Below are 26,442 nucleotides of genomic sequence, written 5' to 3' on the forward strand. Positions count from 1 at the left end.
AGCGGGGTAGGGCGATGAACCTCTGGCACCGGCTGGTCGACTGGCTGTTGCGCGAACAGCGTGCCCGCCGGGAGGAATTGGCGCGGGTGGAGGATCCCGAGCTGCTCAAGGCCGAATGGCGCGGCCAGCGCCAGCGCCTGACCCTTTGGCTGGCCTCGGCGGCCCTGGGCGCCGGCCTGTTCGGCATGATCGTCGGCCAGCTGATGTACCAGCGCACCCATCCCGATCCCTGGTCGGCCGAGGCCCGCCGCCCGGTCATCCTCGGGGTGGACAGTCGCCAGGAGGCCGGCCGCTTCGAATTGCTGATCACCGCCGACCGCTCACTGTTCTACGAACGCTATCGCCCCGAAGGCGCCCTTAGCCTGCGTCTGCCCCGGGCCCGCTGGGACGGTGGCGAACGCCAGGGACGAGTGGTACGGCCGGGCGGCAGCTTTTCCTGGGCGGTACGCCAGGACGGACAGGACTTGAAGATTTTGCTGGTAGGCGTCGGCGGCGCCCTGCAGGCCAGCGATCGTATCGTCGAGGAAGGCGAGGACTGGGTGCTGCACATCGAGGTCCCGCTGACACCCTGAAATGCCCCGTTATCAGGCAAAAGGCCGCTGGTTTGCACCAGAGCGGAACGGGGTGGGGTGCCGGGTTGCCTTGGTGCTTCGGCTGCCATTGCCAATCCCATGGGCTTGGCCGTGGGGTGAAAAGCGCTCTAGCCTGGGGTTTGCGACTTTTCACGGACGAAAAAAAGAGGCCATCACAGTGAGTGATGGCCTCGAGAAGAAAAGAGGGGATTCCCCAGCCTGCCTGTACCGAGGTCCCCAAAAGGGTAGTTACCTAGGATATTGCAGGAGGTGTGCCAAGTTTTGGTTTGGGTGTTTTGAGGGGCTTTGTTACCTGGGTTGAGCGTTAGCGAAGCCCAAACGTCTCGGGTTCGGGCTTAAGGCTGCCTCAGCTGATTATCGCAGTTTGCTGATCGTTTTATTTTCGCCCCCCTCGGGCGAGTCACTTTTGCCAGTCGCGGCAAAAGTAACCAAAAACGCTGTCCCCACGTTTCGGCCCTCCGCTGCGCTCCGGGTCCCCTCACTCCGGCGCCGCTCCGGGGGGCACGGCACGAAGGGGCCTCCTGCCCCTCGCGCCTTGCTCGGCGTCCTGCCTCGCATCCCCCTACGCGACACCTGCACTCGGCCTCACTGACGGGGACGGGGCGCCAGCCTGAGAGTTCGGAGTTCAGGGGGGCGTAGCGTGGAAAACCGCGCAGCGTTTTCCACTGTTGGGCACCGACACCATCAGTGGACAAGGCTTCGCTCTTGTCCACGCTATGAGTCGCTTCCGTTTCTTCAACCAACACTTTCAGGCTAGCGAATCGCCCCGTTCAGGAGGGCGAACGCCAGTGCCGTGGAGTGGGTCGAGCCGCATGGATGCGGCGAGAGGCCTAACGGGCCATGGACGGCCCGTGTAGGCCGACCCCGGAACGGCGCTGGTGTGAGCGAAACGTAGCGCAGCGAAGTAACAGCCGTAGGCTGGCCCGAAGGGCGAGCAACGCGAGTCACCCGGAGCGCAGCGGAGGGCCGGATGGTCGGGGCAAGCGTTTTTGCTTACTTTTGTCCGGGGCGCGCAGCCGCGACTGAAAAAAGTGAGTCGCCCGAGTGGGCGAAAAAAGAGCTACCAGCAAAACACGATAAGCAGCTAAGGCACCGATATGAAGTTCAAGCCTGGCAATGTTGGGCTTCGCTTACGCTCAGCCCAACCTACGGCACCGTAGAGAACCCTCAGTCCTCCCCCTCCTCATCCGGCCCGTCCACCTTCATGCCCAGCTCCTTGATCTTGCGGGTCAGGGTGTTGCGGCCCCAGCCCAGCAGGACGGCGGCGTCGCGGCGGCGGCCGGCGGTGTGCTTGAGGGCGGTCTCGATCATGATGCGCTCGAAGGCCGGCACGGCGTTGTCCAGCAGGCTGGACTGGCCGCGGGTAAGGGCCTGGTCGGCCCATTGACGCAGCGCCTGTTCCCAGTTGGCGGCGGGGGCGGCGTCCTGGGGCTGGTTGAGCAGCTCCGGCGGCAGGTCGTCGATCAGCACCTCGCGGCTGGAGGCCATCACCGTGATCCAGCGGCAGGTGTTCTCCAGCTGGCGCACGTTGCCCTGCCAGGGCAGGCCTTTCATGTACTCCTCGGTCTCGCCGCGCAGGGTCTTGGGCTCCACGGCCAGCTCCTGGGCGGCGCGGGCGAGGAAGTGGCGGGCGAGGGCGGGGATGTCCTCGCGGCGGTCGGCCAGGCGCGGAATGTGGATGCGGATGACATTGAGGCGGTGGAAGAGGTCTTCGCGGAACTTGCCCTCGCGCACCAGACCTTCGAGATTCTGGTGGGTGGCGGCGATGATACGCACGTCCACCTTGACCGGGGTATGGCCACCGACGCGATAGAACTCGCCATCGGCCAGCACGCGCAGCAGGCGGGTCTGGGTGTCGGCCGGCATGTCGCCGATCTCGTCGAGGAACAGGGTGCCGCCATCGGCCTGCTCGAAGCGGCCGCGGCGCTGGGCGGCGGCGCCGGTGAAGGCGCCTTTCTCGTGGCCGAACAGCTCGGACTCCATCAGGTCCTTGGGGATGGCGGCCATGTTCAGGGCGATGAAGGGCGCCGCGGCGCGCGGGCTGTGGCGGTGCAGGGCGTGGGCGACCAGCTCCTTGCCGGTGCCGGATTCGCCGTTGATCAGCACCGTGATGTTGGAGTGCGAGAGGCGGCCGATGGCGCGGAACACCTCCTGCATCGCCGGCGCCTCGCCGATGATCTCGGGGGTGCGGGTCAGGTGCGCCGGCTCGGCGAAACCCTGCTGCTCCTGGGCATGCTGCCCGGCGCGCTTGACCAGGGCCACGGCCTCGTCGACATCGAAGGGCTTGGGCAGGTATTCGAAGGCGCCGCCCTGGTAGGAGGCCACGGCACTGTCCAGGTCGGAATGGGCGGTCATGATGATGACCGGCAGGCGCGGGTGCATCTCGCGGATGCGCGACAGCAGGTCCAGGCCACTGGTCCCCGGCATGCGGATGTCCGAGATCACCACGTCCGGTTGCTGGCGACCGAGGCGGGTCATGACGCTGTCGGCGCTGTCGAAGGCGACGGTGGTCATGCCTTCCTGTTGCAGGGCTTTTTCCAGGACCCAGCGGATGGAACGGTCGTCGTCGACGATCCAGACGGTCTCCTGACGGCTCATGCGTACTCCTCGTTATTCCAGCGGCAGGAAGATGCTGAAGGCGGTGTGGCCAGGATGGCTTTCACACTCGATCAGCCCCTGGTGCTGGGTGATGATGTTCTGGGTGATGGCGAGCCCGAGGCCGGTGCCGTCGGGGCGACCGCTGACCATGGGATAGAAGATGGTTTCCTGCAGGTCCGGGGGGATGCCCGGGCCGTTGTCGGTGATCTCCACCTTGCACACCAGACGATGGCGGTGGTGGCCGATGGTGAACTGGCGCAGGGTGCGGGTTCTCAGGGTGACCCGGCCCAGGCGCAATTCGTTCTGCTGGGAGATGGCCTGCATGGCGTTGCGCACGATGTTGAGCACCGCCTGGATCATCTGCTCGCGGTCGATCATCAGATCGGGAATGCTCGGATCGTAGTCGCGTACCAGGTTGATCAGTCCCTGGCTTTCCGCTTCCACCAGGCTGCAGACCCGTTCGAGCACCTCGTGCACGTTGGTGACGGCCAGCTTGGGCAGCTTGTTGGAGCCGAGCATGCGGTCGACCAGATTCCGCAGCCGATCCGCTTCCTCGATGATGACGTTGGTGTAGTCCTTGAGCGCCTCTTCCGGCAGCTCGCGGGCCAGCAGCTGGGCCGCGCCGCGGATGCCGCCGAGAGGATTCTTGATCTCGTGGGCCAGGCCCCGCACCAGCAGCTTGGTGGTCTCCTGCTTGGAGAGCTGGGCCTCTTCCTTGGTGATGCGCAGCAGCCGGTCGCGGGGATGGACTTCCAGCAGCAGCAGGGTGTTGTGGCGATCCAGGATCGGGGTCACCGCATAGTCCACCGTGAGGCTGTTCCCGGAGGTGGAGATCAGCAGCGCCTCGCGCTTGGTGAAGGGATGGGCGTGGTCCACCGCCTGGCGCAGCGCCTGCAAGGCCTCGGGCGATTCGGTGAACAGCTCGCTGATGAACTGGCCATGGCTGCGCTGGCCACTGATGGCCAGCAGCATCTCGGCCGCCGGGTTCATGTACTCCAGGCGCAACTCCGCATCGAGCAGAATGACTGCGGTGGTGAGGTTGTCGAGCAGGAGTCGGTGAATGACGTCGGTAGGCATGAGGGGCCACAGCGCTATAGGGACGATAGGAAAATGCAAGAAGCAAACCAAGACGCCCCGAGTTAGGGCAGATGGCTGAAACGTGCACTAACAGCCGCCGCGCGACGGGCGGAACGAAACTGGATTTGTATCAAGATGGTGCACAATGAAAAAGCGCACCAAATAGGTGCGCTAGAGGAAGGGTAGCCAGGATTTCCTGGGTTCGGGCGGTTTCATGTCCAATGGGCATTCCGGCCGCTTGCCCCAGTCCTTGTCACTGCAGGGATGGGCACGGCGCTTCTGCTCCAGCGAGGGACGCCGCAGGTGAAAGGGCTGGGCCGGAGTACGCTCCAGCACATTGCCGTCGGCGGCGAGGATCTCCGCCACCAGGCTATGGGTGCCACGATCCAGGTTGTCCAGGGGAAACACCGGACTGCGCCCGACGCCGGCTTCCCTGTCATCCACCAGCAGCCGGTAGCTGTGACCCGGCTGCAGCTCCGGCTCGCTGACCAGGCTGACGATGAGCTGCCCTTGCTGATCGATCACCGTAGCATCGGGCTCGGGTACCAGGATGCGCAGCATCTGGTAGCGGAAGGGTGCGGCCTTGGGCGTCCTGGCCGCCGGTGCGGCCGGTGTCGGACTCAGCTTGCGGGTCGGCTGGCCCTGCTGATTGAGGTTGTTGGGCACCGTGATCGGCACCTGGGTCGCCTTGACGCCCTTGGGTGGCTGGTCGGTGTAGACCCGATTGCCGTCCTTGTCGACATAGCTGTAGACCGCCGCCTGGGCGGGCAGCAGCAGGCAGAGCAGAACCAGTGCCAGGAGCGTGCGCATCAGCGAGCCGGGCTGTTGACGCTGATGCGCTGCACGGTAACGGTCTTCTCGGCACTGGTCTGGATCACCTCGCCAGTGCCGGACAGCACCTGGGCGGCGAAGCGGTGCTCGCCGCGCTCCAGGTTGGCCACGCCGAAACGGGTGCTCTGACCTGGGCTGCCATAGGGCGCGCCATCCACCAGCAGTTGCAGGGACTGCCCAGGGCCCAGGGCCGGCTCCACGGCTACCCCCACCGAGAAGGTGCCGTTGTTGGCGCGGATGGCCTCGTCGTCGGGCACATTGACTTCCAGACGGCTGAAGGCCGGGCCGGCAGGGGTCGCCGCCGCAGGCGCACTGGGGATGGGCGGCGCCGGTCGTGGATTGTCCACGGTGTTGGTGGGCGCCACCTGCACCGGCTTGGCATTGGCCGAGGGCTGATCGCTGAATACCGTGTTGCCTTCGGCATCCACCGACCTGTAGATCGCGGCCTGGGCGGAGCAGGCGAGGCAGAGCAGACAGCAGGCAAGCAGGCGAGGCATGGCGGAATCTCGGCCGGGCGATGGAGATCAAGGGTAGCAGGCGCGTCGTGTGGTCAGGTAGGCAGCTCGGCCGCTCCGCGCTGGCGCCGGTCGCGGCTGCTATTCCTACGCAAAGAAAACCCGCGCAAAGAAAAGGCCTCCCGAAGGAGGCCTCTTTCAGTTACTGCAGCGGGATCAGACGCTGTAGTACAGATCGTATTCCAGCGGGTGCACGAAGGTACGCACCTTGATCTCTTCCTCGGACTTCAGCTCGATGTAGGCATCGATGAACTCGTCGGTGAAGACGCCGCCCTTGGTCAGGAACGCACGACCGGCGTCCAGGGCTTCCAGGGCTTCCTTCAGGCTGCCGCAGACCTGCGGGATCTTCTTGCCTTCTTCCGGCGGCAGATCGTACAGGTTCTTGTCGGCGGCATCGCCGGGGTGGATCTTGTTCTGGATACCGTCCAGGCCGGCCATCAGCAGGGCGGCGAAGCACAGGTAGGGGTTGGCAGCCGGATCCGGGAAGCGGGCTTCGATGCGGCGGGCTTTCGGGCTCGACACATAGGGGATACGGATGGAGGCGGAGCGGTTACGGGCCGAGTAGGCCAGCATGACCGGGGCTTCGAAGCCGGGCACCAGACGCTTGTAGCTGTTGGTGGACGGGTTGGTGAAGCCGTTCAGTGCCTTGCCGTGCTTGATGATGCCGCCGATGAAGTACAGGGCGGTATCGGACAGGCCGGCATAGCCTTCGCCAGCGAAGGTGTTCTTGCCATCCTTGGAGATGGACATGTGCACGTGCATGCCGGAGCCGTTGTCGCCGTACAGGGGCTTGGGCATGAAGGTGGCGGTCTTGCCGTAGGCATCGGCCACGTTGTGCACGACGTACTTCAGGGTCTGGGTTTCGTCAGCCTTCTTGACCAGGGTGTTGAACTGCACACCGATCTCGTTCTGGCCAGCGGTCGCCACTTCGTGGTGGTGGACTTCCACGACCAGGCCCATCTCTTCCAGGGCGTTGCACATGGCGGTACGGATTTCGTGGTCGTGATCGACCGGCGGTACCGGGAAGTAGCCGCCCTTGACGCCCGGACGGTGGCCCTTGTTGCCGGACTCGAAGTCGGCATCGGTGTTCCAGGAGGCCTGCTCGGAGAAGATCTTGAACATGGAGCCGGAGATGTCCGACTTGAACTTCACTTCGTCGAAGATGAAGAACTCGGGCTCCGGGCCGACGAACACGGTGTCGCCGATACCGGTGGACTTCAGGTATTCCTCGGCAGCACGGGCGATACCGCGGGGGTCGCGCTCGTAGGGCTGCATGGTGGAGGGTTCGATGATGTCGCAGACCAGGATCAGGGTCGGCTCTTCGGTGAAGGGATCCAGAACGGCGGTGCTGTCGTCGGGCAGCAGGATCATGTCGGAGGCTTCGATGCCTTTCCAGCCGGCGATGGAGGAGCCGTCGAACATCTTGCCGTGGGCGAAGAAGTCTTCGTCCAGCGCGTCACGCGCCGGCATGGTGACGTGTTGCTGCTTGCCTTTGGTGTCGGTGAAGCGCAGGTCTACCCACTTCACGTCGTTTTCTTTGATCAGTTGAACAGCCTTCGACATGGTTTCCTCCAGAGGAATTTCGGCCGGGAGCGGTTGGCGGTACTCCCGGTATCAGCTGTGCCCTTGAGGGGCGCTTCCGTACTGCCTGGTCCACGACCGGCGTTCCACGAAAAGCGCCCTATGCTGGCCCAGGGGCGGCTGCCTCACAAGAGAGCAAGTTGTATGCCAGTGCCCTCAAATGGGCTGGAGGCCCTTCCTGACGCCTGTCGTGCCGTTTTCAGACCAATCAGTGACGCATCAGCGCACTAATTTGGTGCTTTATAATTCATCTCTGCACCTAAATGGCGCCTCAAGTGATTTTGTCGGCTGGATTCGAGTGCGTGATGGTTTTCAGGTATGATATTGGCCCTTTTCTTTCGCGTTACCCGCCCCCCGTTTCCCGCTCATGAAGCTCATCATCAAGGTCTTTCCGGAAATCACCATCAAGAGTCGCCCGGTGCGCAAGAATTTCATTCGCCAGCTGGTGAAGAACATTCGTGTCGTGCTGCGCGATCTGGATCCGGATGTCCGCGTGGAAGGGGTCTGGGACAACATCACCCTGGAGACCGCGCTAAGCGAGCCGCGGCTGCTGGCGGACATGAAGCAGCGCCTGGCCTGCACCCCGGGCATCGGCCAGTTCCTCGAGGTGCACGAGTATCCGCTGGGTGACTTCGAGACCATCCTGGAACTCTGCGTGCGCCACTTCGGTGAGCGGGTGCGCGGCAAGGTATTCTCGGTGCGCTGCAAGCGTGCCGGCCGCCATGACTTCTCCTCGATGGACGTGGAGCGCCATGTCGGCGGTGGCCTGCGCGAACGCTGCGGCGGCGCCGGCATCGCCCTGAAGAATCCCGAGGTGAACGTCCGCCTGGAGATCCGTGACCAGCAGCTGTTCATCATCGACGAGCACCATGAAGGGCTGGGCGGTTATCCGCTGGGCGCCCTGGAGCAGGTGCTGGTGCTGATGTCCGGTGGCTTCGACTCCACCGTGGCCGCCTACCAGATGATGAGACGCGGGATGGTCAGCCATTTCTGCTTCTTCAATCTCGGCGGGCGGGCCCACGAACTGGGCGTGATGGAAGTGGCCCACTATCTCTGGGAGAAGTACGGGCGCTCCCAGCGCGTGCTGTTCATCAGCGTGCCCTTTGAGGAAGTGGTGGGGCAGATCCTCACCCAGTGCGACGACAGCCACATGGGCGTCATCCTCAAGCGCATGATGCTGCGCGCGGCCAGTCGCATCGCCGAGCAGCTGCAGATCGAGGCGCTGGTGACCGGCGAGGCCGTCTCCCAGGTTTCCAGCCAGACCCTGACCAATCTGGCGGTGATCGACAAGGCCACCGATACCCTGGTGCTGCGCCCGCTGCTGGCCAGCCACAAGCAGGACATCATCGACACCGCCCAGCGCATCGGCACCGCCGACTTCGCCAAGCACATGCCCGAGTACTGCGGCATCATCTCGGTGAATCCCACCACCAAGGCTAAGGCCCTGCGGGTGGAGCACGAGGAAGGCAAGTTCGACATGGCGGTGCTCGACGCCGCCCTGGAACGCGCACGCTTCATCACCGTCGACAAGGTGATCGAGGAGCTGGGCAAGGACGTGCAGGTGGAAGAGGTGGACCAGCCGCTGCCCGGGCAGATCGTGGTGGACATTCGCCATCCCGACGCCCAGGAAGACCTGCCGCTGGAGCTGCCTGGCATCGAGGTGCAGACCATGCCGTTCTTCGCGCTGAACAGCCGTTTCAAGGAACTGGACGAGAATCGTCAGTACCTTCTCTATTGCGACCGCGGGGTGATGAGCCGGCTGCACGCCCATCACCTGCTCACCGAAGGGCACGCCAATGTGCGCGTTTATCGTCCGGCCTAAGCAGCCGGGCCTGCTGGGTGGCAGTATCCGCCACCGCCCTCCCGACCTCTTCTAGCCTGCCGGCCACATACCGGTCGGCCGCGTTTCGCGCCTTTGCAATCTCCGGCTGTCAGCCTGCTGGCTGAAGCTCCTTCATTTCTATACCGAGAACACCACTGTGATCGAGAATCTACGCAACATCGCCATCATCGCGCACGTCGACCATGGCAAGACCACCCTCGTCGACAAGCTGCTGCGCCTGTCCGGCACCCTGGACCGCAAAGAAGCGGAAAACGAGCGGGTGATGGACAGCAACGACCAGGAAAAGGAACGTGGCATCACCATCCTGGCCAAGAACACCGCGCTGAAGTGGGGCGACTACAACATCAACATCGTCGACACCCCCGGCCACGCCGACTTCGGTGGCGAGGTGGAGCGCGTGATGTCCATGGTCGACTCCGTGCTGCTGGTGGTCGACGCCCAGGACGGCCCCATGCCGCAGACCCGCTTCGTGACCCAGAAGGCCTTCAAGGCCGGTCTGCGTCCGATCGTGGTGGTCAACAAGATCGACCGTCCCGGCGCGCGTCCGGACTGGGTCATCGACCAGATCTTCGACCTGTTCGACAACCTCGGTGCCACCGATGAGCAGCTGGACTTCCCCATCGTCTACGCCAGCGCCCTGAACGGCATCGCCGGTCTGGACCACGAGAAGATGGACGACAACATGGATGCCCTGTTCCAGGCCATCGTCGACCACGTCCCGGCTCCCCAGGTCGATCTGGACGGCCCGTTCCAGATGCAGATCTCCCAGCTGGACTACAACAGCTTCCTCGGCGTGATCGGTATCGGCCGCATCGCCCGTGGCCGCATCAAGGCCAACACCCCGGTCGTCGCCATCAGTGACGACGGCAGCAAACGCAACGGTCGTATCCTCAAGATCATGGGCCACTCCGGCCTGCAGCGCGTGGAAGTGGCCGAAGCCGAAGCCGGCGACATCGTCTGCGTCTCGGGCATGGACGAGCTGTTCATCTCCGACACCCTGTGCGATCCGCAGAACGTCGAAGCGCGCCCGCCGCTGACCGTCGACCAGCCCACCGTGAGCATGACCTTCCAGGTCAACGACTCGCCGTTCGCCGGTCGTGAAGGCAAGTTCGTCACCAGCCGCAACATCAAGGACCGTCTGGAGAAGGAACTGCTGCACAACGTGGCCCTGCGCGTCGAGCCGGGCGAGTCCGCCGAGAAGTTCAAGGTTTCCGGGCGTGGCGAGCTGCACCTGTCGGTACTGATCGAGAACATGCGCCGCGAAGGCTTCGAGATGGCCGTGGGCCGTCCGGAAGTGGTGATCATCGAGAAGGATGGCGAGAAGCAGGAGCCCTACGAGAACGTCACCATCGACATCGAAGAGCAGCACCAGGGCTCGGTGATGGAGCAGATGGGTCTGCGTAAGGGCGATCTGACCAACATGATCCCCGACGGCAAGGGCCGTATCCGCCTGGAATACACCATCCCGGCGCGTGGCCTGATCGGCTTCCGTAACAACTTCCTGACCCTGACCTCGGGCAGCGGTATCCTGACCTCGACCTTCAGCCACTACGGCCCGATCAAGGCCGGCGAAGTGAGCAACCGTCAGAACGGCGTGCTGGTGTCCATGGCCACCGGTACTGCGCTGACCTACTCGCTGGAAACCCTGCAGAGCCGCGGCAAGCTGTTCCTGGCCCCGGGCGACGAGATCTACGAAGGCCAGCTGTGCGGCATCAACAGCCGTGACAACGACCTGGTGCTCAACCCCACCAAGGGCAAGAAGCTGGACAACATGCGCGCCTCGGGCAAGGACGAAGTCATCGCCCTGGTGCCGCCGATCAAGTTCACCCTCGAGCAGGCGCTGGAATTCATCGCCGACGATGAGCTGGTGGAAGTGACGCCCAAGTCCATCCGTCTGCGCAAGAAGTACCTGAACGAGAACGACCGCAAGCGCTTCGAGCGTTCCAAGGTCTGATCCCGCCCGGGTAGTACAGGAAAGCGCCTTCGGGCGCTTTTTTGTTGGCTGTTTTCCAGCGAGCGCGGCGCACGGAGCTGGCGGCTCTGCTAGCGTTTGTCTCACGGTCGCGCCACCCGGAACGGCCCTTTCTGCAGGATGCTGCCATGCTCAAGAACACCCTCGCCGCCGCCGCCCTGACCTTGACCGGTCTCTTCGGTCTCGCCACGGCCCAGGCCGCCGGTTGCGGCACGCCGCGCAACGCCTTCGATACCGTCTACTGCGCCAGCAACCTGTTCGCCCAGAGCGACAAGTCGCTGAACCAGACCTATGGCGAACTGCGCAAGCAGCTGCCGGCCGATCAGCAGGCCGTGCTCAAGCAGCGCCAGCTGGCCTGGATCAAGCAGCGTGACAGCCAGTGCGCCCGCGAGGAAGCCGATGGCTACTTCGTCAATCTGGACTGCGCCGTCAGCCTGACCGAAAGCCGCCTGGAGGTGCTCAAGGAACGCCTGCGCGAATGCGCCAGCACCGGTTGCGAGGCGGGCAAGCTGGGGCAGTGAGGTCGCTGGCGGGATAGGCATCGCGCCATTCCCTCACCCCAACCCTCTCCCCCGGGGAGAGGGGGCTATCCGAGCGGGCGCTCGGCTTCATCGCTTCGGAGAAAACCGTAGCGTGGAAAACGGCGCAGCCTTTTCCACTGGGGGCTCGCTGCCAGGGGGCCCTCACCCTAACCCTCTCCCCGAGGGAGAGGGGACTATCCGAGCGGGCGCTCGGCGTCATTGTCCCGATGAGGGCCGCCACGGACTGATCGGCGGACTCGACAGTCATGGCAGGCCGCTCCGGTCGAATTGCCGACAGCCATCGGGCCTGCCGTTCAAGCCGAACAAATGTCTTCCAGGTTTTTGTTTACACCCGGATACAACGTCATGAAAACCGTCTAGCGTGAGGCGACACGCCCTGACGCGTGCTCCGATAACAACAACCAAGGATGCAGGCATGACATCTTTCCTCAGGCAACGCCTGCCGCTGGCCATCGCCCTGGCGACGGCGCTCGCGGCAACCGCCCAGGCGGCTCCCAATCCCTACAGCGGCTTCACCGTGTTCGGCGACAGCCTGCTCGATGCCGGGCAATTTCCCGACACCGGGGTCAACGGCGCCAGCCTCAGATTCACCAATCGTGTCGGCCCCGGCTACAGCCCGGCGAGCGGCGCGGTGACCGGACCGGTGTCCTCGATCCTGCTCGGCCAGCAACTGGGCTTCGACGTCCGGACCCTGGACGCCTCGACCTCGCTGATCAATCAGCGGATCGGCCTGAGCGATGGCGACAACTGGGCCACGGGCGGCTACACCACGGCGCAGATCCGCGACTCCATCACCGCCCGCAATGGCTCGGTGGTGGCGGTAGGTGGGCTGACCCTGCGCAGCCGCGACGGCTACCTGCCGGGACTTGCCAGCCAGGGCCTGAGTCTGGATCCCAATACCCTGTTCTACATCAGCGGCGGGGGTAACGACTTCCTCCAAGGACTGGTCACCTCGCCGGCCACCGCGGCAGCCGCGGCCAATCGCCTGGGCGACGGTGTCGCTGCCCTGCAGCAGGCCGGCGCGCGCTATATGGTGGTCTGGCTGCTGCCGGACATCGGCCAGACCCCGGCCCTGGCCGGTTCGCCGCAACAGGCGGCCAGCTCGGCCCTGAGTCGGGTCTACAACCAGGCCCTGGTGGCGCGCCTGGCCGGCATCGACGCCGAGATCATCGGCCTCAACGTGCCTCAGCTGCTCGCCGAGGTGGTGGCCGAGCCGGGGCGCTATGGCCTGGCCAGCGGGCAGAATCTCACCGGCACCTGCTTCAGTGGCGACAACTGCACCCGCAACGCTACCTACGGCCTGGGCGCGGCGGCGGCCGATCCCAGCCAGCTGCTGTTCAATGATCGCGTCCACCCGACCATCACCGGTCAACGACTGATCGCCGACTACGCCTATTCGCTGCTGGCGGCGCCCTGGGAGGTCACCCTGCTGCCGGAGATGGCCCAGTCCACCCTCAGAGCCCATCAGGACGGCCTGCACCAGCGCTGGCTGGGCGACTGGCATGCTTGGCAGCCGGTGGGGCGCTGGCAGGGCTATGTGGATACCAGCGCGCGACGCCTGGACGTCGACGACCAGCGCAGCACCGCCGGCGGCGATGGCAACGGCTACAGCCTGGACCTGGGCGGCAGCTATCGACTCAGCGAGGAGTGGCGCCTCGGCGTCGCCGCCGGGGTCGCGCGGCAGCACCTGGAACCCGGCGCGGCCGATTCCAGTTATCGCCTCAACAGCTACCTGCTCAGCGCCTTCGCCCAGTACCAGGGCGAGCGCCTCTGGGGCGATCTCACCGCCACCGGTGGCCGCCTGGACTATGACGATCTGAGCCGGCGCTTCGCCCTCGGCTCGACCACGCGCAGCGAGCAGGGCGATACCGATGGTGATGTACGTGCCCTCTCGGCGCGCCTGGGCTATGACCTGGCGGCGGCTGGCAGCCCCTGGCACCTGAGTCCCTATCTCAGCGCCGACTATGCCCGCGTCCAGGTGGACGGTTATCGGGAGCGCGGCAACGACGCCACGGCGCTGGAGTTCGACGACCAGTCGAGCACCTCGCGACGGCTGGGGCTGGGCCTGCAGGGCCGCTGGCAACTGGCACCGGCTACGGCGCTGTTCGCCGACCTGGGTCGCGAGCGGGAATTCGCCGACGGTACCCGCGATGTGACCATGCGCCTGAACAGCGTGCCGGGTCTGGACTACACCCTGGACGGCTACCAGCCCGACTGCGACCGCACCCGCCTGAGTCTGGGCGTGGTCCAGCGGCTTACCCCGGAGCTGACCCTGCGCGGCGGCTACAGCTATGCCGGCGCGGGCGATACCCAGCAGCAGGGCGTGGGGCTGGGCCTGTCGCTGGATTTCTAAGCGTCGCTCGACCTGGATAACGGGCGCTGACCTTGTCAGCGCCCGTTATCCCTAGACCCGGCTGGGATCACCCAGCCGTTGGCGCTGCCAGTCGCGCAACTCGTCCAGACGCCGCGGCGGGCAGACCAGAAAGCCCTGCAGCAGATCGCAACCGGCCTGCTGCAGGCACAGCTGCTTGAGCTCGGTATCCACGCCCTCGGCGATGACCTGGGCGTCGCGGGCATGGCAGAAGGCGATGAGCGCATCCAGGCTGGCCTGGTTACCGGGCTGGCTGAGGCGCTCGACGATGAGCCGGTCGAACTTGATGGTGTCGGCGGGATAGTCGGTGACCTGCTGGATGGAGGTGTAGCCGACGCCGAAGTCGTCGATGGCCACGCGAAAGCCCTCGGCGCGCAATTCGTGCAGCAGCCCCAGGGTGCGCTCGTTCAGCTCGGCGGCGAAGGTCTCGGTGAATTCCAGTTCCAGATGGCCCGGATCGACGCCGTGGTGGCGCACCCGCTCGCGCAGATAGGGCACGATGTCGGCCTGATCCAGTTGCGCGGATGACAGGTTGACGGACAGCACCAGGTCGCTGCCCAGCACCTCCTGCAGCGCCGGGTACTCGCGGCAGGCCTGGTCCACGACCCAGCGATCGATCCAGCGAAAATGCCCCTGGCGTTCGGCGATGGGGATGAATTCCGCCGGCGATACCGGACCCAGGCGCGGTGAATTCCAGCGCAGCAGGGTTTCGGCGGAGCGTACCTGGCCGCTGCTGTCGACCGCCGGCATGTAGACGAGGTGGAATTCCTCGTCCGGATTCATTCGCCGCAGGTGCTCGTCCAGGAGATCCTGGCGGCGCTGGCGCGCAGCCAATTCCGGGGTGAAGTGCACCAGGCGATTGCCGCCTTCGTTCTTGGCTCGCTCCATGGCCAGATCGGCCTGGGCCAGCAGGTCGGCCAGGTCCAGCGGCGCCTCGGGGGTCGCCAGGCCGATGCTCAGGGTCACGGCATAGCGGCGTTCGCCGACCAGGGTGCCGTTGGCGTAGTTCTGCTGCAGTCGCTGGCCCAGGGCGAGGGCCTCGGTCGCTGCTGCCGGACCGCGCAGCAGGACGGCGAATTCATCGCCCGCCAGGCGCGTGAACACCAGTTCGTTGCCTGCTTGATAGGCCTCCAGCAGCTGCTGGGTCTGGCGCGCCACGGCCTGCAGCAGTTCATCGCCTACCTCGTGGCCGAAGCGGTCGTTGACCGACTTGAAATGGTCGAGGCCGAAATAGAGCAGGGCGATGCGGCGGCCATCCGGCTTGCCCGCCAGCCAGGATTCGCCCATGAGCTGGAAGTAGCGGCGGTTGCCGATCTGGGTGAGGACGTCGGTGCGCAGGGCCGTGCGCAGTTGCGCCAGAATGGCCAGGTTGTTGTCGTGCAGGCGCTTCATGTTGGCGCCCAGATGGCCGATCTCGCCGGGCTCGTCGCCGGTTTCGAGGGCCTGGCGCTGACCCTCCAGCACCTCGGTGAGCTGGCTGTCCAGGCGGGCGATGGGCCGGGTGATGTAGCGCCGGATCAGCACGATCAACACCAGGATGCAGGCCAGGGTCACCAGCAGGCCACCACTGAAATAGGCGATCGCCAGACGGCGCAGTTCCCCATGCAGATGTTCTGGGTTCGGGGTCAGGCGCACATAGAGATCGGGTGCCAGGCGCACGACAGCGGTGAAATCGCTGGTGCGTACGGGCAGCGTCCGGCTGAATTCCAGGGGCGCGCCATAGCTCTGTTCCAGGGTACGGCGCATGACCTCCATTCGGTCCGGACTGACCGCCAGCTGCAGCGTCATCGCCAGGCCGCGCTGACCTGGCAGGGGCGGTCCGGCCGTGCTCGGCAACAATGAGGTGGTCGCCACCAGCAGCGAGTGGCCCTGTTCGTCTAGCAGATAATCGCGCCGCTCCAGCGGCCCGTTCGCTTCCCGCGCCAGGCGCTCGAGTAGCTGGCGCTGGACGCTGCTCAGCTGGGCGAAGGGATCGCCACTGCGTTCGTAGTAGTAGGCCAGGCTGAGATCGGGCCGGGCGATGGCCAGGGAGATGCGCGTGGGAGCGTCGTCGCCGGCCAGCTGGCGCACCGCCAGTTGCAACTGGGTGCCCAGGGCCTCGTTGCGATAGGGCACCTCGGTCTGCCGCAGGAAGTTGCCCAGGGCCGCGCTGTTGGACAGGGCATAGAGCAGATTGCGGCTGAAGTGATCGTACTCGCGATAGGTGGTCTCCAGCGCCGCCAGGTCGTGGTTGACCCGCGAGCGTTCGAGGCCGATCACCGCCTCGCGCTGCACCGTGTAGCCCAGTCCGACCAGGGTCAGGCTGCAGAGCAGGGCGACTGGCAGGATCAGCAGCAAGGCGCGCCTATTGAGATTCATGGTGACCTACCAAAGCGCTGCCGATGCGCTGCCGGGTCTGGAAGGCGTCGGGCGGACCTTCACGGAAGACCTGGCTGCGGGCGATGACGTCGTCGGGGGGGAACAGGCTGGGATCCTCGCGCAGGTCGGCCGGCAGCAGGCGCACGGCGCCGGCATTGGGGGTCGCCAGGTGCAGCTCCTCGGTGGCCAGCACGGCATTGCGCGGCTCGTTGAGAAAGTCGATGAAGCGCCAGGCGGCGGCCTGGTGCGGGGAGCTGCTGAGCACCGCCACGCAGTCCATCCACAGCAGGCTGCCTTCGCGGGGCGTGGTGAAATGCCAGGGCTGCCCGGGCGTCGCGGCATTGAGCAGGTGCTGGTCGCCGCTGTAGCCCAGGGCCAGATCGATGCGGTCGCTGTAGGCCGGATTGCGCAGGGCGCTGACCACGTACTGATAGGTCAGCACCGCCGGTGCCTGGGCCTTGAGCAGGGCGAAGCTGCGTCTGAGCAACTCGGGATCGTCGCTGTTGATGGCGGCACCCAGGATGATCAGCGGCGCGACCAGCAGGTCGTCATGGTCTTCGAGCATGGCGATGCGGCCGTGCAGCGCCGGCGCCGGCTGCAGCAGCGGCAGCCAGGACGTGGGCGCCTGGGCCAGGCGGTCGCTGCGATAGAGCAGACCCAGGGTGCCCCAGACATAGGGCACCGCGTAGTCGCCACAACTGTGGCGCCAGCGTGGATCGAGTTCGTTCAGATGGGGCAGGCGCCGGGGATCGATGCGCGTCAGCAGGCCGTCCTGGCCGAGACGCGTGGCGCTGACCTCGTTGATCACCACCAGGTCGAGATCGGCATCGCCGCGTGCCAGGGTGGCATCGCGCACGTCGCTGCTGTCGAAATGGATTTCCTGCACGGGGGAATGGGCCTTGGCCCAGCGCTGCAGCAGGGTATCGCTGAAATAGCCTTCCCAGGTATAGAGCCGCAAGGGCTCGGCAGCCGCCACGGGTGACGCGGGCAGCCCGGTGAGCACCAGGCTGCAGACAAGGGGGAGGCAGTAGCGCATGCGGACGACTCGGCGGCAAGGGCTGACTTCTATAGGAGGGGCCGAAGAGCCCGCACGTTCACCCCAGGAAATTCAGGGCTTCTGCCAGTCTAGGAGGCTTGCCCGTATTCGCCAGTCGCGGCGTCGTCTATTGCATGCGCTTGGCGATGTTCCTCAATTCTGCAAGGGCGCCACCCCGGCGCGCTGATGGGCGCGGGTCCAGGGCTTCTGCTCGTCGGCGAACTTGACCGCCAGCCGTTCCAGCACCCGTTGCGTCGGCGCGTTGGTGCCATGCAGCAACAGCAGGGGCAACAGCAGCAGGCTGGCGCCCAGGGCGGCCTGGCGTGGCCTCAGGTTGACCTCTTGGCCACGCAGCAGCCAGAGCAGCGTGCCGCTGGCGGCATAGCCGATGGGCAGGCCGGTCACCACTTCCGAGATCGAGTGATAGCCCAGCACCACCCGCGAGACGGCGATGAGCAGGGCGCACAGTGCGCCCAGGGCGGCTGCGGTCAGCCGTAGCGACGGTCGCGCCCGACTGGCCAGCAGCCAGCCCAGCACTGGCAGCACGCTGCCCACCAGCATGGAGTGGCCGCTGAATCCGGTGAAATCCAGACGCGGAATGCCCAGGCCCCAGCCGAAGAAGGCGATCTTGGACAGGGCAACGCTGAGGCTGGCAGCACCAAACAGCAGCAACCAGAGCAGCGCCGCCCGCGCGGACAGGCCGGCCAGCAGCCAGAGCGCGATCAGCACGGCGCAGGGAAGCATCACCGAGGAATCGCCGAAGTTGGTGATGAACAGCCACATGGATAAGCAGACTCCTGGAGAAGACGAGGCATTCTGACCACCGGACGCCCAGAGGTTGCATCGCGCGTGCCAGCCTGTGGACTGGCGCAAGAAAGCGCTGGGATCCCGGTTGCAGACCCAGAAAAAAGCCCCGGCACCGGCGGTGGCGGGGCTCTTTGACGGGAGGCGTCTTACAGACCGGCAGCGGCGCGCAGGGCGGCGGCGCGATCGGTACGTTCCCAGGTGAAGGTGGTGAAGGTGTCATCGCCCACGGTGATTTCCTGGGGATGGCGACCGAAGTGACCGTAGGCCGCGGTGGCGCGGTACATCGGATGGAGCAGGTCGAGCATGGTGGTGATGGCGTAGGGGCGCAGGTCGAAATGCTCGCGCACCAGCTGCACGATCCGCTCGTCGCTGATCTTGGCGGTGCCGAAGGTGTTGATCGAGATGGAGGTGGGCTGGGCCACGCCGATGGCGTAGGACACCTGGATCTCGCAACGCTCGGCCAGACCGGCGGCGACGATGTTCTTGGCCACGTAGCGACCGGCATAGGCGGCGCTACGGTCGACCTTGGACGGGTCCTTGCCGGAGAAGGCGCCACCGCCGTGACGGGCCATGCCGCCGTAGCTGTCGACGATGATCTTGCGGCCGGTCAGACCGCAGTCACCCACCGGGCCGCCAATGATGAACTGGCCGGTCGGGTTGATGTGGAACTGGGTGTCCTTGTGCAGCAGCTCGGCGGGGATGACGTGCTTGACGATCAGCTCCATCACGGCTTCGCGCAGGTCGGCGTACTTGACCTCGGGATTGTGCTGGGTGGACAGCACGATGGCGTCGATGCCGACCACCTTGCCGCCTTCGTAGCGGCAGGTCACCTGGGACTTGGCGTCCGGACGCAGCCAGGGCAGCAGGCCCGACTTGCGCGCCTCGGCCTGACGCTCCACCAGGCGGTGGGAGAAGGTGATGGGTGCAGGCATCAGCACATCGGTCTCGTTGCAGGCGTAGCCGAACATCAGGCCCTGGTCACCGGCGCCCTGGTCTTCCGGCTTGCTGCGATCGACGCCCTGGGCGATGTCCACCGACTGCTTGCCGATGATGTTGACGATGCCGCAGGTGGCGCCGTCGAAGCCAACGTCCGAGCTGTCGTAGCCGATGTCGACGATGACGTCGCGCACCAGTTGCTCCAGGTCGACCCAGGCGGAGGTAGTGACCTCACCGGCGACGATGGCCACACCGGTCTTGACCAGGGTCTCGCAGGCCACGCGGGCGTGCTTGTCCTGGGTGATGATGGCGTCGAGCACGGCATCGGAGATCTGGTCGGCGATCTTGTCCGGATGGCCTTCGGACACGGACTCGGAGGTGAACAGGGAATATTCGCTCATCGAATGGTTCCTAAATTACCAAGGGGTAGGGGCCCGCAGGCCGGTCGAGACAGCAGTTTCCTTGCTGGACATGACGCCCTTGAGCGTCGGGTCCGCCCGCCACTGGCCAGGTGGCCTCATGACGGGGTGTTTCCCTGATCCGGGCGCGCGAACTGGCGCACCTGGATCTGAAAGCCGTTGCGCAGGCCGAGGTAGAGGCTTTCGCCCGCCTGCAGGCCGGCCGCCTGGGCCCAGCGGGCCAGTTCGTCCTGGTCGAAGCCGAGCCAGAGATCGCCACAGGCGGCGCGCGCCCAGGTCTGGTCGTGGGGGCAGAGGTCGGTGATCACCAGGCTGCCACCCGGCGCCACGCGGCGGGCCAGCTGCTGCAGGGCCTCCGCCGGTGCGGCCAGATGATGCAGGACCATGTTGAGGATCACGCAGTCGGCCGCTGGCAGCGGCTCGGCGAGGGCGTCGGCCAGCTGCAGTTCGACCTGGGCGAGGCCGTCGCGCTGGCAGCGCTGGCGCGCCAGTTCGAGCATGGCCGGGCTGTTGTCCACCGCCACCACGCGGGCGAAGCGGCGCGCCAGATCCGGCAGGAAGGCGCCGTCGCCGGGGCCCACTTCCAGGGCGCAACCGCGCGGATCCAGGGCCAGGGCGTCCAGCAGGCTGAGCAGGCCGTCGCGATACTGCGGCAGACCGGCGATGAGATCCTGCTGAGCCTGGAATTTTTCCGCCACCCGCGCGAAGAAGTCGCGACTCACCGCAGCGCGCTGGGCATGCACCTCGCCGATCCGCGTCTGTACCGCGCTGGGCAGGGCCAGGGCGTCCACTTCTTCGAGCAGGGCGGCGTGCAGGGCGCCACCCAGGCTGCCGGGACGCGGCAGGGCACGGCGATAGAAGATGGCATTGCCCTCGCGGCGGGTGGCCACCAGCTGCGCCTGGGCCAGCACCTTGAGGTGATGGCTGATGCCGGACTGGCCGGTGGCGAAGATCTGCGCCAGCTCCAGCACGCCGAAGGAGGCGCTGTGCAGGGCGCGCAGGACGTTCAGGCGCAGGGGATCGCCGCCAGCCTTGCACAGGGCGGCGAGGGTATCTCCTGGTTCTTGGCCGAGCGCCGGCACGCGTAGCGGGGTCATGGGGCGCTAGTCTAGAGACCCGTCCCAGACCTCGCAAGAAAAGCATCAAAAAGTTTTGATGCTTTTCTGGGGGCGGCTGGCCGCGCATACCTTCGTCGAGGTAGGTAAGATGCCGGAGCCGTTTGGCCGGCAGTCGTCGCGGCCTTGCGGTAACGACCGCGAAACTCGCGCGTCCAACCTGCAGCCCCCTTCCAGGAGCGTCACCGGGTAGCCCCATGTCCGTCCAGCCACCGTCCCCTTCCGCGCCCGCCACCGGCACGCGCCTGGTGATCTGCGAGCACTGCGATTCGGTGCATCGCCTCGAGCCCCTCGCGGCGGGCGAGCGGGCGCATTGCCTGCGCTGTGGCGCCTTGCTCTATCGCGCCAGCCGCCTGGACATCCAGGGTCTGCTGGCCCTGGCGATCGCTGCGGCGGTGCTGTTCGTGATCGCCAATGTCGGGCCCATCCTGCAGCTCAGCTTTCGCGGCCTGCACAGCGAGGCGACCCTGCTGGAGTCGGTGATCGCCATGAGTCGCGGCTTCGCCGGGCCCATGGCGCTGGTGGTGGCCATGACCCTGTTCGTGGTGCCGCTGCTGCAGATCGCGCTGCTGCTCTGGGTCCTCGGCTTCGCCCAGGCCGGTCGCCGCGCGCCCGGCTTCGCCACGGCCATGGTCACCCTGCATTACCTGCGGCCCTGGAGCATGATCGAGGTCTTCGTGCTCGGCGCCCTGGTGGCGGTGATCAAGCTCGCCGGGCTGCTGCACGTGGTGGTGGGCCTGGGGCTGTTCGGCATGGTCGGGCTGATGGTGGTCCTGCTGATCATCGCCAAGCGCGACCTGCATCCGCTGTGGGACGCTGTCGGGGAGCGCGAGCCGTGACCGCGCCCCAGCTGCCACCCCGCGCCGACGAACTCGGCCTCTGCCTGTGCCACGTCTGCGGCAAGGTCTGCACCGCGCCGCGCCACCACAAGGCCGGCTGCCCGCGCTGCGGCTCGGCGCTGCACCGCCGCAAGCCCAATGTCTATGCCAAGACCTGGGCCTACCTGATCGCCGCGCTGATTCTCTATATCCCGGCCAATACCCTGCCGGTGATGTTCACCGGTACCCTGGGGCGCGGCGTGGAGAGCACCATTCTCGAAGGGGTGATCGAATTCTGGGAAGGCGGCTCCTGGGGCGTCGCCCTGGTGATCTTCATCGCCAGCGTAGCGGTGCCCTCCATCAAGTTTCTGGTGCTCGGCACCCTGCTGGTGACCTGCCAGCGCCGCAGCGACTGGGCCACTGCCCAGCGTGCCCGGCTCTATCGCTTCGTCGAGCTGATCGGCTACTGGTCGATGCTCGATGTGATCGTGGTGGCCCTGGTCTCGGCGCTGGTGCACTTCGGTGCCCTGAGTTCGGCGGCGCCGCGCCTGGGTATCGTGTTCTTTGGTTTCGTGGTGGTGCTGACGATGCTCGCCGCGATGAGTTTCGATCCCCGCTTGATCTGGGATGCAGAGGTGAACGATGACGGACAGGCATGAACCCGACGCCCTGGCGCCTACCCCCGAGGTACGCCGCAGTCGCTGGAGCGTATCGCTGATCTGGCTGGTGCCCATTGTGGCGGCCCTGATCGGGCTGTCCATGGTGATCCACAGCTGGGCCTCGCGCGGACCGACCATCACGGTGACCTTTCTCACCGCCGAAGGCCTGGAAGCCGGCAAGACCCAGGTCAAGTACAAGAACGTGGTGATCGGCACCGTCAGCGACATCCAGCTGGCGCCGGATCGCAATCGGGTGATCACCACCATCGAACTGGAAAAGTCCGCCGAGGGCTTCGCCACCAAGGACGCGCGCTTCTGGGTGGTGCGGCCGCGCTTCGGCGTCAACGGCGTCTCCGGGGTCGACACCCTGGTGTCGGGCGCCTTCATCGGCGCCGACATCGGCGATTCCACCGAGTCCCATCGCGACTTCCGCGGCCTGGAACAGCCGCCAGCGCTGATCCACGGCGCCTCGGGCAAGAGATTCATCGTCACCGCCGACGACATCGGTTCCCTGGACGTGGGTTCACCGGTCTACTACCGGCGCATCCAGGTCGGCCGGGTGGTGTCCTTCCACCTCAACCAAGATGGCAAGGGCGTCAGCGCCCAGATCTTCGTCGATTCGCCCTACGACCGCTTCGTCACCGCCAACAGCCGCTTCTGGAACGCCAGCGGCGTCGATGTCTCGCTCAGCGCCTCCGGACTCAAGCTCAATACCCAGTCGCTGGCCACGGTGGTGGCGGGCGGCATCGCCTTCGTCACTCCGGAATGGCCCAAGGATCCCGAGGCGGCCCAGGAAGACCAGAGTTTCACCCTGTTCGACGACCAGACCAGCGCCCTGGCCCCGCCGGATGGCGAGCCCATCTATGTGCGGATGAGATTCCAGCAGTCGTTGCGTGGCCTCGCCACCGGCGCGCCAGTGGAATTCCTCGGCATGAACGTCGGCCGGGTAGTTTCCCTGACCCCCGACTACGAAGATGCCCAGGATCGCTTCTCGCTGATCGTCGGCGCGGTCATCTATCCCCAGCGGCTGGGTGATGTCGGCAAACGCATCGAGACCAAGGACCGCGACGGCAGGCTGTTCGCCGGCTGGGTGGCCCGTGGCCTGCGCGCCCAGGCCCGTACCGGCAACCTCTTGACCGGACAGCTCTACATTTCCGTCGACTTCGTGCCCAACGCGCCCAAGGTGGCCTTCGATCCCCAGGCCAAGCCGCTGTCGATCCCCACCGTCACCGGCAGTTTCGATCGCCTGCAGGAGCAGATGGCCGGCATCGTCAACAAGATCGACAAGATCCCCTTCGATTCCATCGGCAAGAATCTCGACACCAGCCTGGCGCAGCTCAGCGGCACCCTCAAGCAGCTCAACGCGGGCGTCCTACCGCAGCTGACCACCACCCTGATGGGCGTGCAGCAGCTTACCGGCAGCGCCAGCCAGAGCCTGGGCGCGGATTCCCCGGTGCAGCAGAATCTGACCCAGACCCTCGAAGAGATGCAGCGCATGGCGCGCTCCCTGCGCGTGTTCGGCGACTACCTCGGCCGCCATCCGGAATCCCTGATCCGCGGTCTGGTGACCGATCCGCCGCCCAAGTTCGAACCGGGCTCCCGCGATCCCGCCAAAGGAAAATTGCAATGAAGCGCCTGACCTGTCTGGCTCTGCCCCTGCTGCTGGCCGCCTGTTCGTCCAAGGCGCCGCTCAACTACCACACCCTCACCAGCGCCGCGGAGCCCGCTGCCAACAGTCGTCCGGCCAGCTTTCGCTTCGCCCTGCAGGGCGTCTCGGTCCCGCCGCAGGTGGATCAGCCGCAGCTGGTGATCCGCCAAGGCGAGGGCATCGCCCTGCTGGAAAACGAGCGCTGGATCGCCCCCCTGGCCGACGAGGTGCGCAGTGCGCTGTCCGCCGACCTGTCCCAGGACCTGGGTACCCTGGACCTGGGCGATGCCCCCCGTGGCAGCGGCGCACCGGTGCTGCGCATCAAGGTGGATCTGCAGCGCTTCGATTCGCAGCCTGGACGTGGGGTCCAGCAGGATGCGCTCTGGACCCTGCGGTTGGCCGAACCGGGCGGTGAGCGGGTGCTCACCTGTGGCAGCCGGATCAGCCAGCCCACCGGCGCCTCCTATGCCGAGGTCGTGGCGGCGCATCGCCAGGCGCTGAGCGCCCTGGCCAAGCGCATCGAGCCGGTCGCCCGGGCCTTCGTGGCCGATCGCGACACGGAGTGCCCGACGGGCTGAGGCAACGCCTGCACGACCGCGCCGATTGCTGGAAGTGCCCTGGCTGAGCGAAAATGGCCGCCCTTTCGCTCTGCCTCTGCCAGGAGACACCGCAATGCCCAGCCGTCGTGATCGAGCCAACGCCATCCGTGCCCTCAGCATGGATGCCGTGCAAAAGGCCAACAGTGGCCACCCCGGCGCCCCCATGGGTATGGCCGATATCGCCGAAGTGCTCTGGCACGATCAGCTCAAGCACAACCCTGGCAATCCCCAGTGGGCCGACCGTGACCGCTTCGTGCTGTCCAACGGCCACGGCTCCATGCTCATCTATTCGCTGCTGCACCTGTCCGGCTACGACCTGTCCATCGACGACCTGAAGAATTTCCGTCAACTGCACAGCAAGACCCCCGGCCACCCCGAGTACGGCTACGCCCCGGGCATCGAGACCACCACCGGGCCGCTGGGCCAGGGCATCGCCAACGCCGTGGGCTTCGCCCTGGCGGAAAAGGTCATGGCCGCCCAGTTCAACCGCGACGGTCACCGCATCGTCGACCACCACACCTACGCCTTCCTCGGCGATGGCTGCATGATGGAAGGCGTCTCCCACGAGGCCTGCTCCCTGGCCGGCACCCTGGGTCTGTCCAAGCTGATCGCCTTCTACGACGACAACGGCATCTCCATCGATGGCGAGGTCGAGGGCTGGTTCACCGACGACACCCCCAAGCGCTTCGAGAGCTATGGCTGGCAGGTGATCCGCAACGTCGACGGCCATGACGCCGACGAGATCCAGACCGCCCTGGACACCGCGCGCAAGAGCGACAAGCCCACCCTGATCTGCTGCAAGACCGTGATCGGCTACGGCGCCCCGCACAAGCAGGGCAAGGAAGAGTGCCACGGCGCGCCCCTGGGCAACGACGAGATCCAGGCCGCGCGCGAATTGCTCGGCTGGTCCCATGCGCCCTTCGAGATCCCCGCCGACATCTATGCCGGGTGGAGCGCCCGGGAACGCGGCGCCGCCGCCGAGGCCGAGTGGAACGAGCGATTCGCCGCCTACGCCCAGGCCCATCCGCAGCTGGCCGCCGAGTTCAAGCGCCGCATGGCCGGTGACCTGCCCGCCGACTTCGCCGAGCGCGCCGCCGCCTTCATCCAGGACGTCGCCAGCAAGGGCGAGACCATCGCCAGCCGCAAGGCCAGCCAGAACGCCCTGCAATTCTTTGGTCCGCTGCTGCCCGAGCTGCTCGGCGGTTCCGCCGACCTGGCCGGCTCCAACCTGACCCTGTGGAAGGGCGCCAAGGGCGTCACCGCCGAAGACGCCAGCGGCAACTATGTCCACTACGGCGTGCGTGAATTCGGTATGAGCGCCATCATGAACGGCGTCGCCCTGCACGGCGGCCTGGTGCCCTACGGCGCCACCTTCCTGATGTTCATGGAATACGCCCGCAACGCGGTGCGTATGTCGGCGCTGATGAAGCAGCGGGTGCTCTATGTCTTCACCCACGACTCCATCGGCCTCGGCGAAGACGGCCCCACCCACCAGCCGGTGGAGCAGCTGGCCTCGCTGCGCTACACCCCCAACCTGGACACCTGGCGTCCGGCCGACGCGGTGGAGTCCGCCATCGCCTGGACCTCGGCCCTGGAGCGTCGCGACGGTCCCAGCGCGCTGATCTTCTCCCGCCAGAACCTGACCCACAGCGTGCGTGACGCCGCCACCCTGGGCAACGCCGCCCGTGGCGGCTACGTGCTCAAGGACTGCGTGGGCGAACCCGAGCTGATCCTCATCGCCACCGGCTCCGAAGTCGGCCTGGCGGTGCAGGCCCATGATCGCCTGACCGCCGAAGGTCGCCAGGTGCGCGTGGTCTCCATGCCCAGCACCAGCGTCTTCGACCGCCAGAGCCCCGAGTACCGCCAGCAGGTCCTGCCGGTGGAAGTCGGCGCGCGCATCGCCATCGAGGCCGGCATCGCCGACTTCTGGTACAAGTACGTCGGTCTCGACGGTCGTATCATCGGCATGCACACCTACGGCGAATCTGCTCCGGCGGCGGCGCTCTTCGAGCACTTCGGCTTCACCCTGGACAACGTCCTGGCTGTCGCCGGCGAGTTGCTGGAAGACTGAGTGTGCCGCTGTAATACGAAAAGCCCCGCCTAGGCGGGGCTTTTTCATGCCTG

At 66.1% G+C, this 26,442-nt stretch carries 20 protein-coding genes; 10 read left to right on the top strand and 10 right to left on the bottom strand.

The features are described 5' to 3' along the window. Positions 1-14 precede the first annotated feature (14 nt). Positions 15-572 (top strand): hypothetical protein, encoded by a 558-nt coding sequence (locus FEZ61_RS11385; protein WP_160922019.1) that lies wholly within the window; start codon positions 15-17, stop codon positions 570-572. 1,188 nt (positions 573-1,760) lie between these two features. Here the strand turns inward: FEZ61_RS11385 and ntrC are convergent. The 5 genes from ntrC to glnA all read right to left on the bottom strand — a co-directional run bounded on the left by ntrC (position 1,761) and on the right by glnA (position 7,177). Further along, positions 1,761-3,191 (bottom strand): nitrogen regulation protein NR(I), encoded by a 1,431-nt coding sequence (ntrC, locus tag FEZ61_RS11390; protein WP_007161316.1) that lies wholly within the window; start codon positions 3,189-3,191, stop codon positions 1,761-1,763. Between the two features lie 12 nt (positions 3,192-3,203). Then, entirely contained in the window at positions 3,204-4,268 is a 1,065-nt protein-coding gene (gene glnL / locus FEZ61_RS11395) for a nitrogen regulation protein NR(II) (RefSeq protein WP_017639446.1), read from the bottom strand. Between the two features lie 171 nt (positions 4,269-4,439). Next, on the bottom strand, positions 4,440-5,078 hold the full coding sequence (locus tag FEZ61_RS11400; RefSeq protein WP_173148681.1) for a DUF4124 domain-containing protein: 639 nt from the start codon (positions 5,076-5,078) through the stop codon (positions 4,440-4,442). Further along, the gene (locus FEZ61_RS11405; RefSeq protein WP_173148683.1) at positions 5,078-5,596 is read right to left on the bottom strand and encodes a DUF4124 domain-containing protein; all 519 of its coding nucleotides are present in this window, start codon (positions 5,594-5,596) and stop codon (positions 5,078-5,080) included. Before FEZ61_RS11405 ends, FEZ61_RS11400 begins: the two co-directional genes overlap by 1 nt. 174 nt (positions 5,597-5,770) lie before the next feature. After that, the gene (gene glnA, locus FEZ61_RS11410; RefSeq protein WP_017639449.1) at positions 5,771-7,177 is read right to left on the bottom strand and encodes a glutamate--ammonia ligase; all 1,407 of its coding nucleotides are present in this window, start codon (positions 7,175-7,177) and stop codon (positions 5,771-5,773) included. Positions 7,178-7,562: 385 nt separating this feature from the next. On the opposite strand from glnA, the gene thiI reads away from it, so the two are divergent. The 4 genes from thiI (at position 7,563) to FEZ61_RS11430 (ending at position 13,905) form a co-directional block, all read left to right on the top strand. Beyond that, the gene (gene thiI, locus FEZ61_RS11415) at positions 7,563-9,017 is read left to right on the top strand and encodes a tRNA uracil 4-sulfurtransferase ThiI (protein WP_068384718.1); all 1,455 of its coding nucleotides are present in this window, start codon (positions 7,563-7,565) and stop codon (positions 9,015-9,017) included. A gap of 157 nt (positions 9,018-9,174) precedes the next feature. Beyond that, on the top strand, positions 9,175-10,992 hold the full coding sequence (typA, locus tag FEZ61_RS11420) for a translational GTPase TypA (RefSeq protein WP_017639451.1): 1,818 nt from the start codon (positions 9,175-9,177) through the stop codon (positions 10,990-10,992). A 146-nt stretch (positions 10,993-11,138) separates the two neighbouring features. Continuing rightward, entirely contained in the window at positions 11,139-11,531 is a 393-nt protein-coding gene (locus FEZ61_RS11425) for a lysozyme inhibitor LprI family protein (RefSeq protein WP_017639452.1), read from the top strand. 436 nt (positions 11,532-11,967) lie between these two features. Then, positions 11,968-13,905: an autotransporter domain-containing esterase gene (locus tag FEZ61_RS11430; RefSeq protein WP_017639453.1), complete on the top strand. Its 1,938-nt coding sequence runs from the start codon at positions 11,968-11,970 to the stop codon at positions 13,903-13,905. A 51-nt stretch (positions 13,906-13,956) separates the two neighbouring features. Here the strand turns inward: FEZ61_RS11430 and FEZ61_RS11435 are convergent, their stop codons facing one another. From FEZ61_RS11435 to FEZ61_RS11455, 5 genes are all read right to left on the bottom strand, one after another. Further along, positions 13,957-16,281: an EAL domain-containing protein gene (locus tag FEZ61_RS11435; protein WP_064307818.1), complete on the bottom strand. Its 2,325-nt coding sequence runs from the start codon at positions 16,279-16,281 to the stop codon at positions 13,957-13,959. Next, positions 16,268-17,317, bottom strand: a complete 1,050-nt coding sequence (locus FEZ61_RS11440) for a spermidine/putrescine ABC transporter substrate-binding protein (RefSeq protein WP_173148685.1) — start codon at positions 17,315-17,317, stop codon at positions 16,268-16,270. The genes FEZ61_RS11435 and FEZ61_RS11440 overlap by 14 nt, the downstream gene beginning before the upstream one ends. A 153-nt stretch (positions 17,318-17,470) precedes the next feature. Next, the gene (locus FEZ61_RS11445; protein WP_017639456.1) at positions 17,471-18,100 is read right to left on the bottom strand and encodes a phosphatase PAP2 family protein; all 630 of its coding nucleotides are present in this window, start codon (positions 18,098-18,100) and stop codon (positions 17,471-17,473) included. Positions 18,101-18,270: 170 nt separating this feature from the next. Next, positions 18,271-19,461, bottom strand: a complete 1,191-nt coding sequence (metK, locus tag FEZ61_RS11450) for a methionine adenosyltransferase (protein WP_068384733.1) — start codon at positions 19,459-19,461, stop codon at positions 18,271-18,273. Between the two features lie 116 nt (positions 19,462-19,577). Further along, entirely contained in the window at positions 19,578-20,576 is a 999-nt protein-coding gene (locus FEZ61_RS11455; protein ID WP_017639458.1) for a metalloregulator ArsR/SmtB family transcription factor, read from the bottom strand. A gap of 215 nt (positions 20,577-20,791) precedes the next feature. Between FEZ61_RS11455 and FEZ61_RS11460 the strand changes: the two genes are divergently transcribed. The 5 genes from FEZ61_RS11460 (at position 20,792) to tkt (ending at position 26,389) form a co-directional block, all read left to right on the top strand. Then, complete coding sequence (locus FEZ61_RS11460) at positions 20,792-21,433, top strand: paraquat-inducible protein A (protein ID WP_017639459.1); 642 nt, start codon at positions 20,792-20,794, stop codon at positions 21,431-21,433. 44 nt (positions 21,434-21,477) lie between these two features. Further along, the gene (locus tag FEZ61_RS11465) at positions 21,478-22,071 is read left to right on the top strand and encodes a paraquat-inducible protein A (protein WP_242455150.1); all 594 of its coding nucleotides are present in this window, start codon (positions 21,478-21,480) and stop codon (positions 22,069-22,071) included. Beyond that, on the top strand, positions 22,055-23,701 hold the full coding sequence (locus FEZ61_RS11470) for an MlaD family protein (protein ID WP_017639461.1): 1,647 nt from the start codon (positions 22,055-22,057) through the stop codon (positions 23,699-23,701). Before FEZ61_RS11465 ends, FEZ61_RS11470 begins: the two co-directional genes overlap by 17 nt. Further along, a complete protein-coding gene (locus FEZ61_RS11475) occupies positions 23,698-24,297 on the top strand; it encodes a PqiC family protein (RefSeq protein ID WP_173148687.1) in 600 nt (199 codons plus the stop codon). The genes FEZ61_RS11470 and FEZ61_RS11475 overlap by 4 nt, the downstream gene beginning before the upstream one ends. A gap of 94 nt (positions 24,298-24,391) precedes the next feature. Further along, complete coding sequence (tkt, locus tag FEZ61_RS11480) at positions 24,392-26,389, top strand: transketolase (RefSeq protein ID WP_173148689.1); 1,998 nt, start codon at positions 24,392-24,394, stop codon at positions 26,387-26,389. The last annotated feature ends 53 nt before the right edge of the window (positions 26,390-26,442 follow it).

The sequence above is a fragment of the Pseudomonas sp. MS15a(2019) genome, assembly GCF_013277805.1.
GTDB lineage: Bacteria > Pseudomonadota > Gammaproteobacteria > Pseudomonadales > Pseudomonadaceae > Chryseomonas > Chryseomonas benzopyrenica.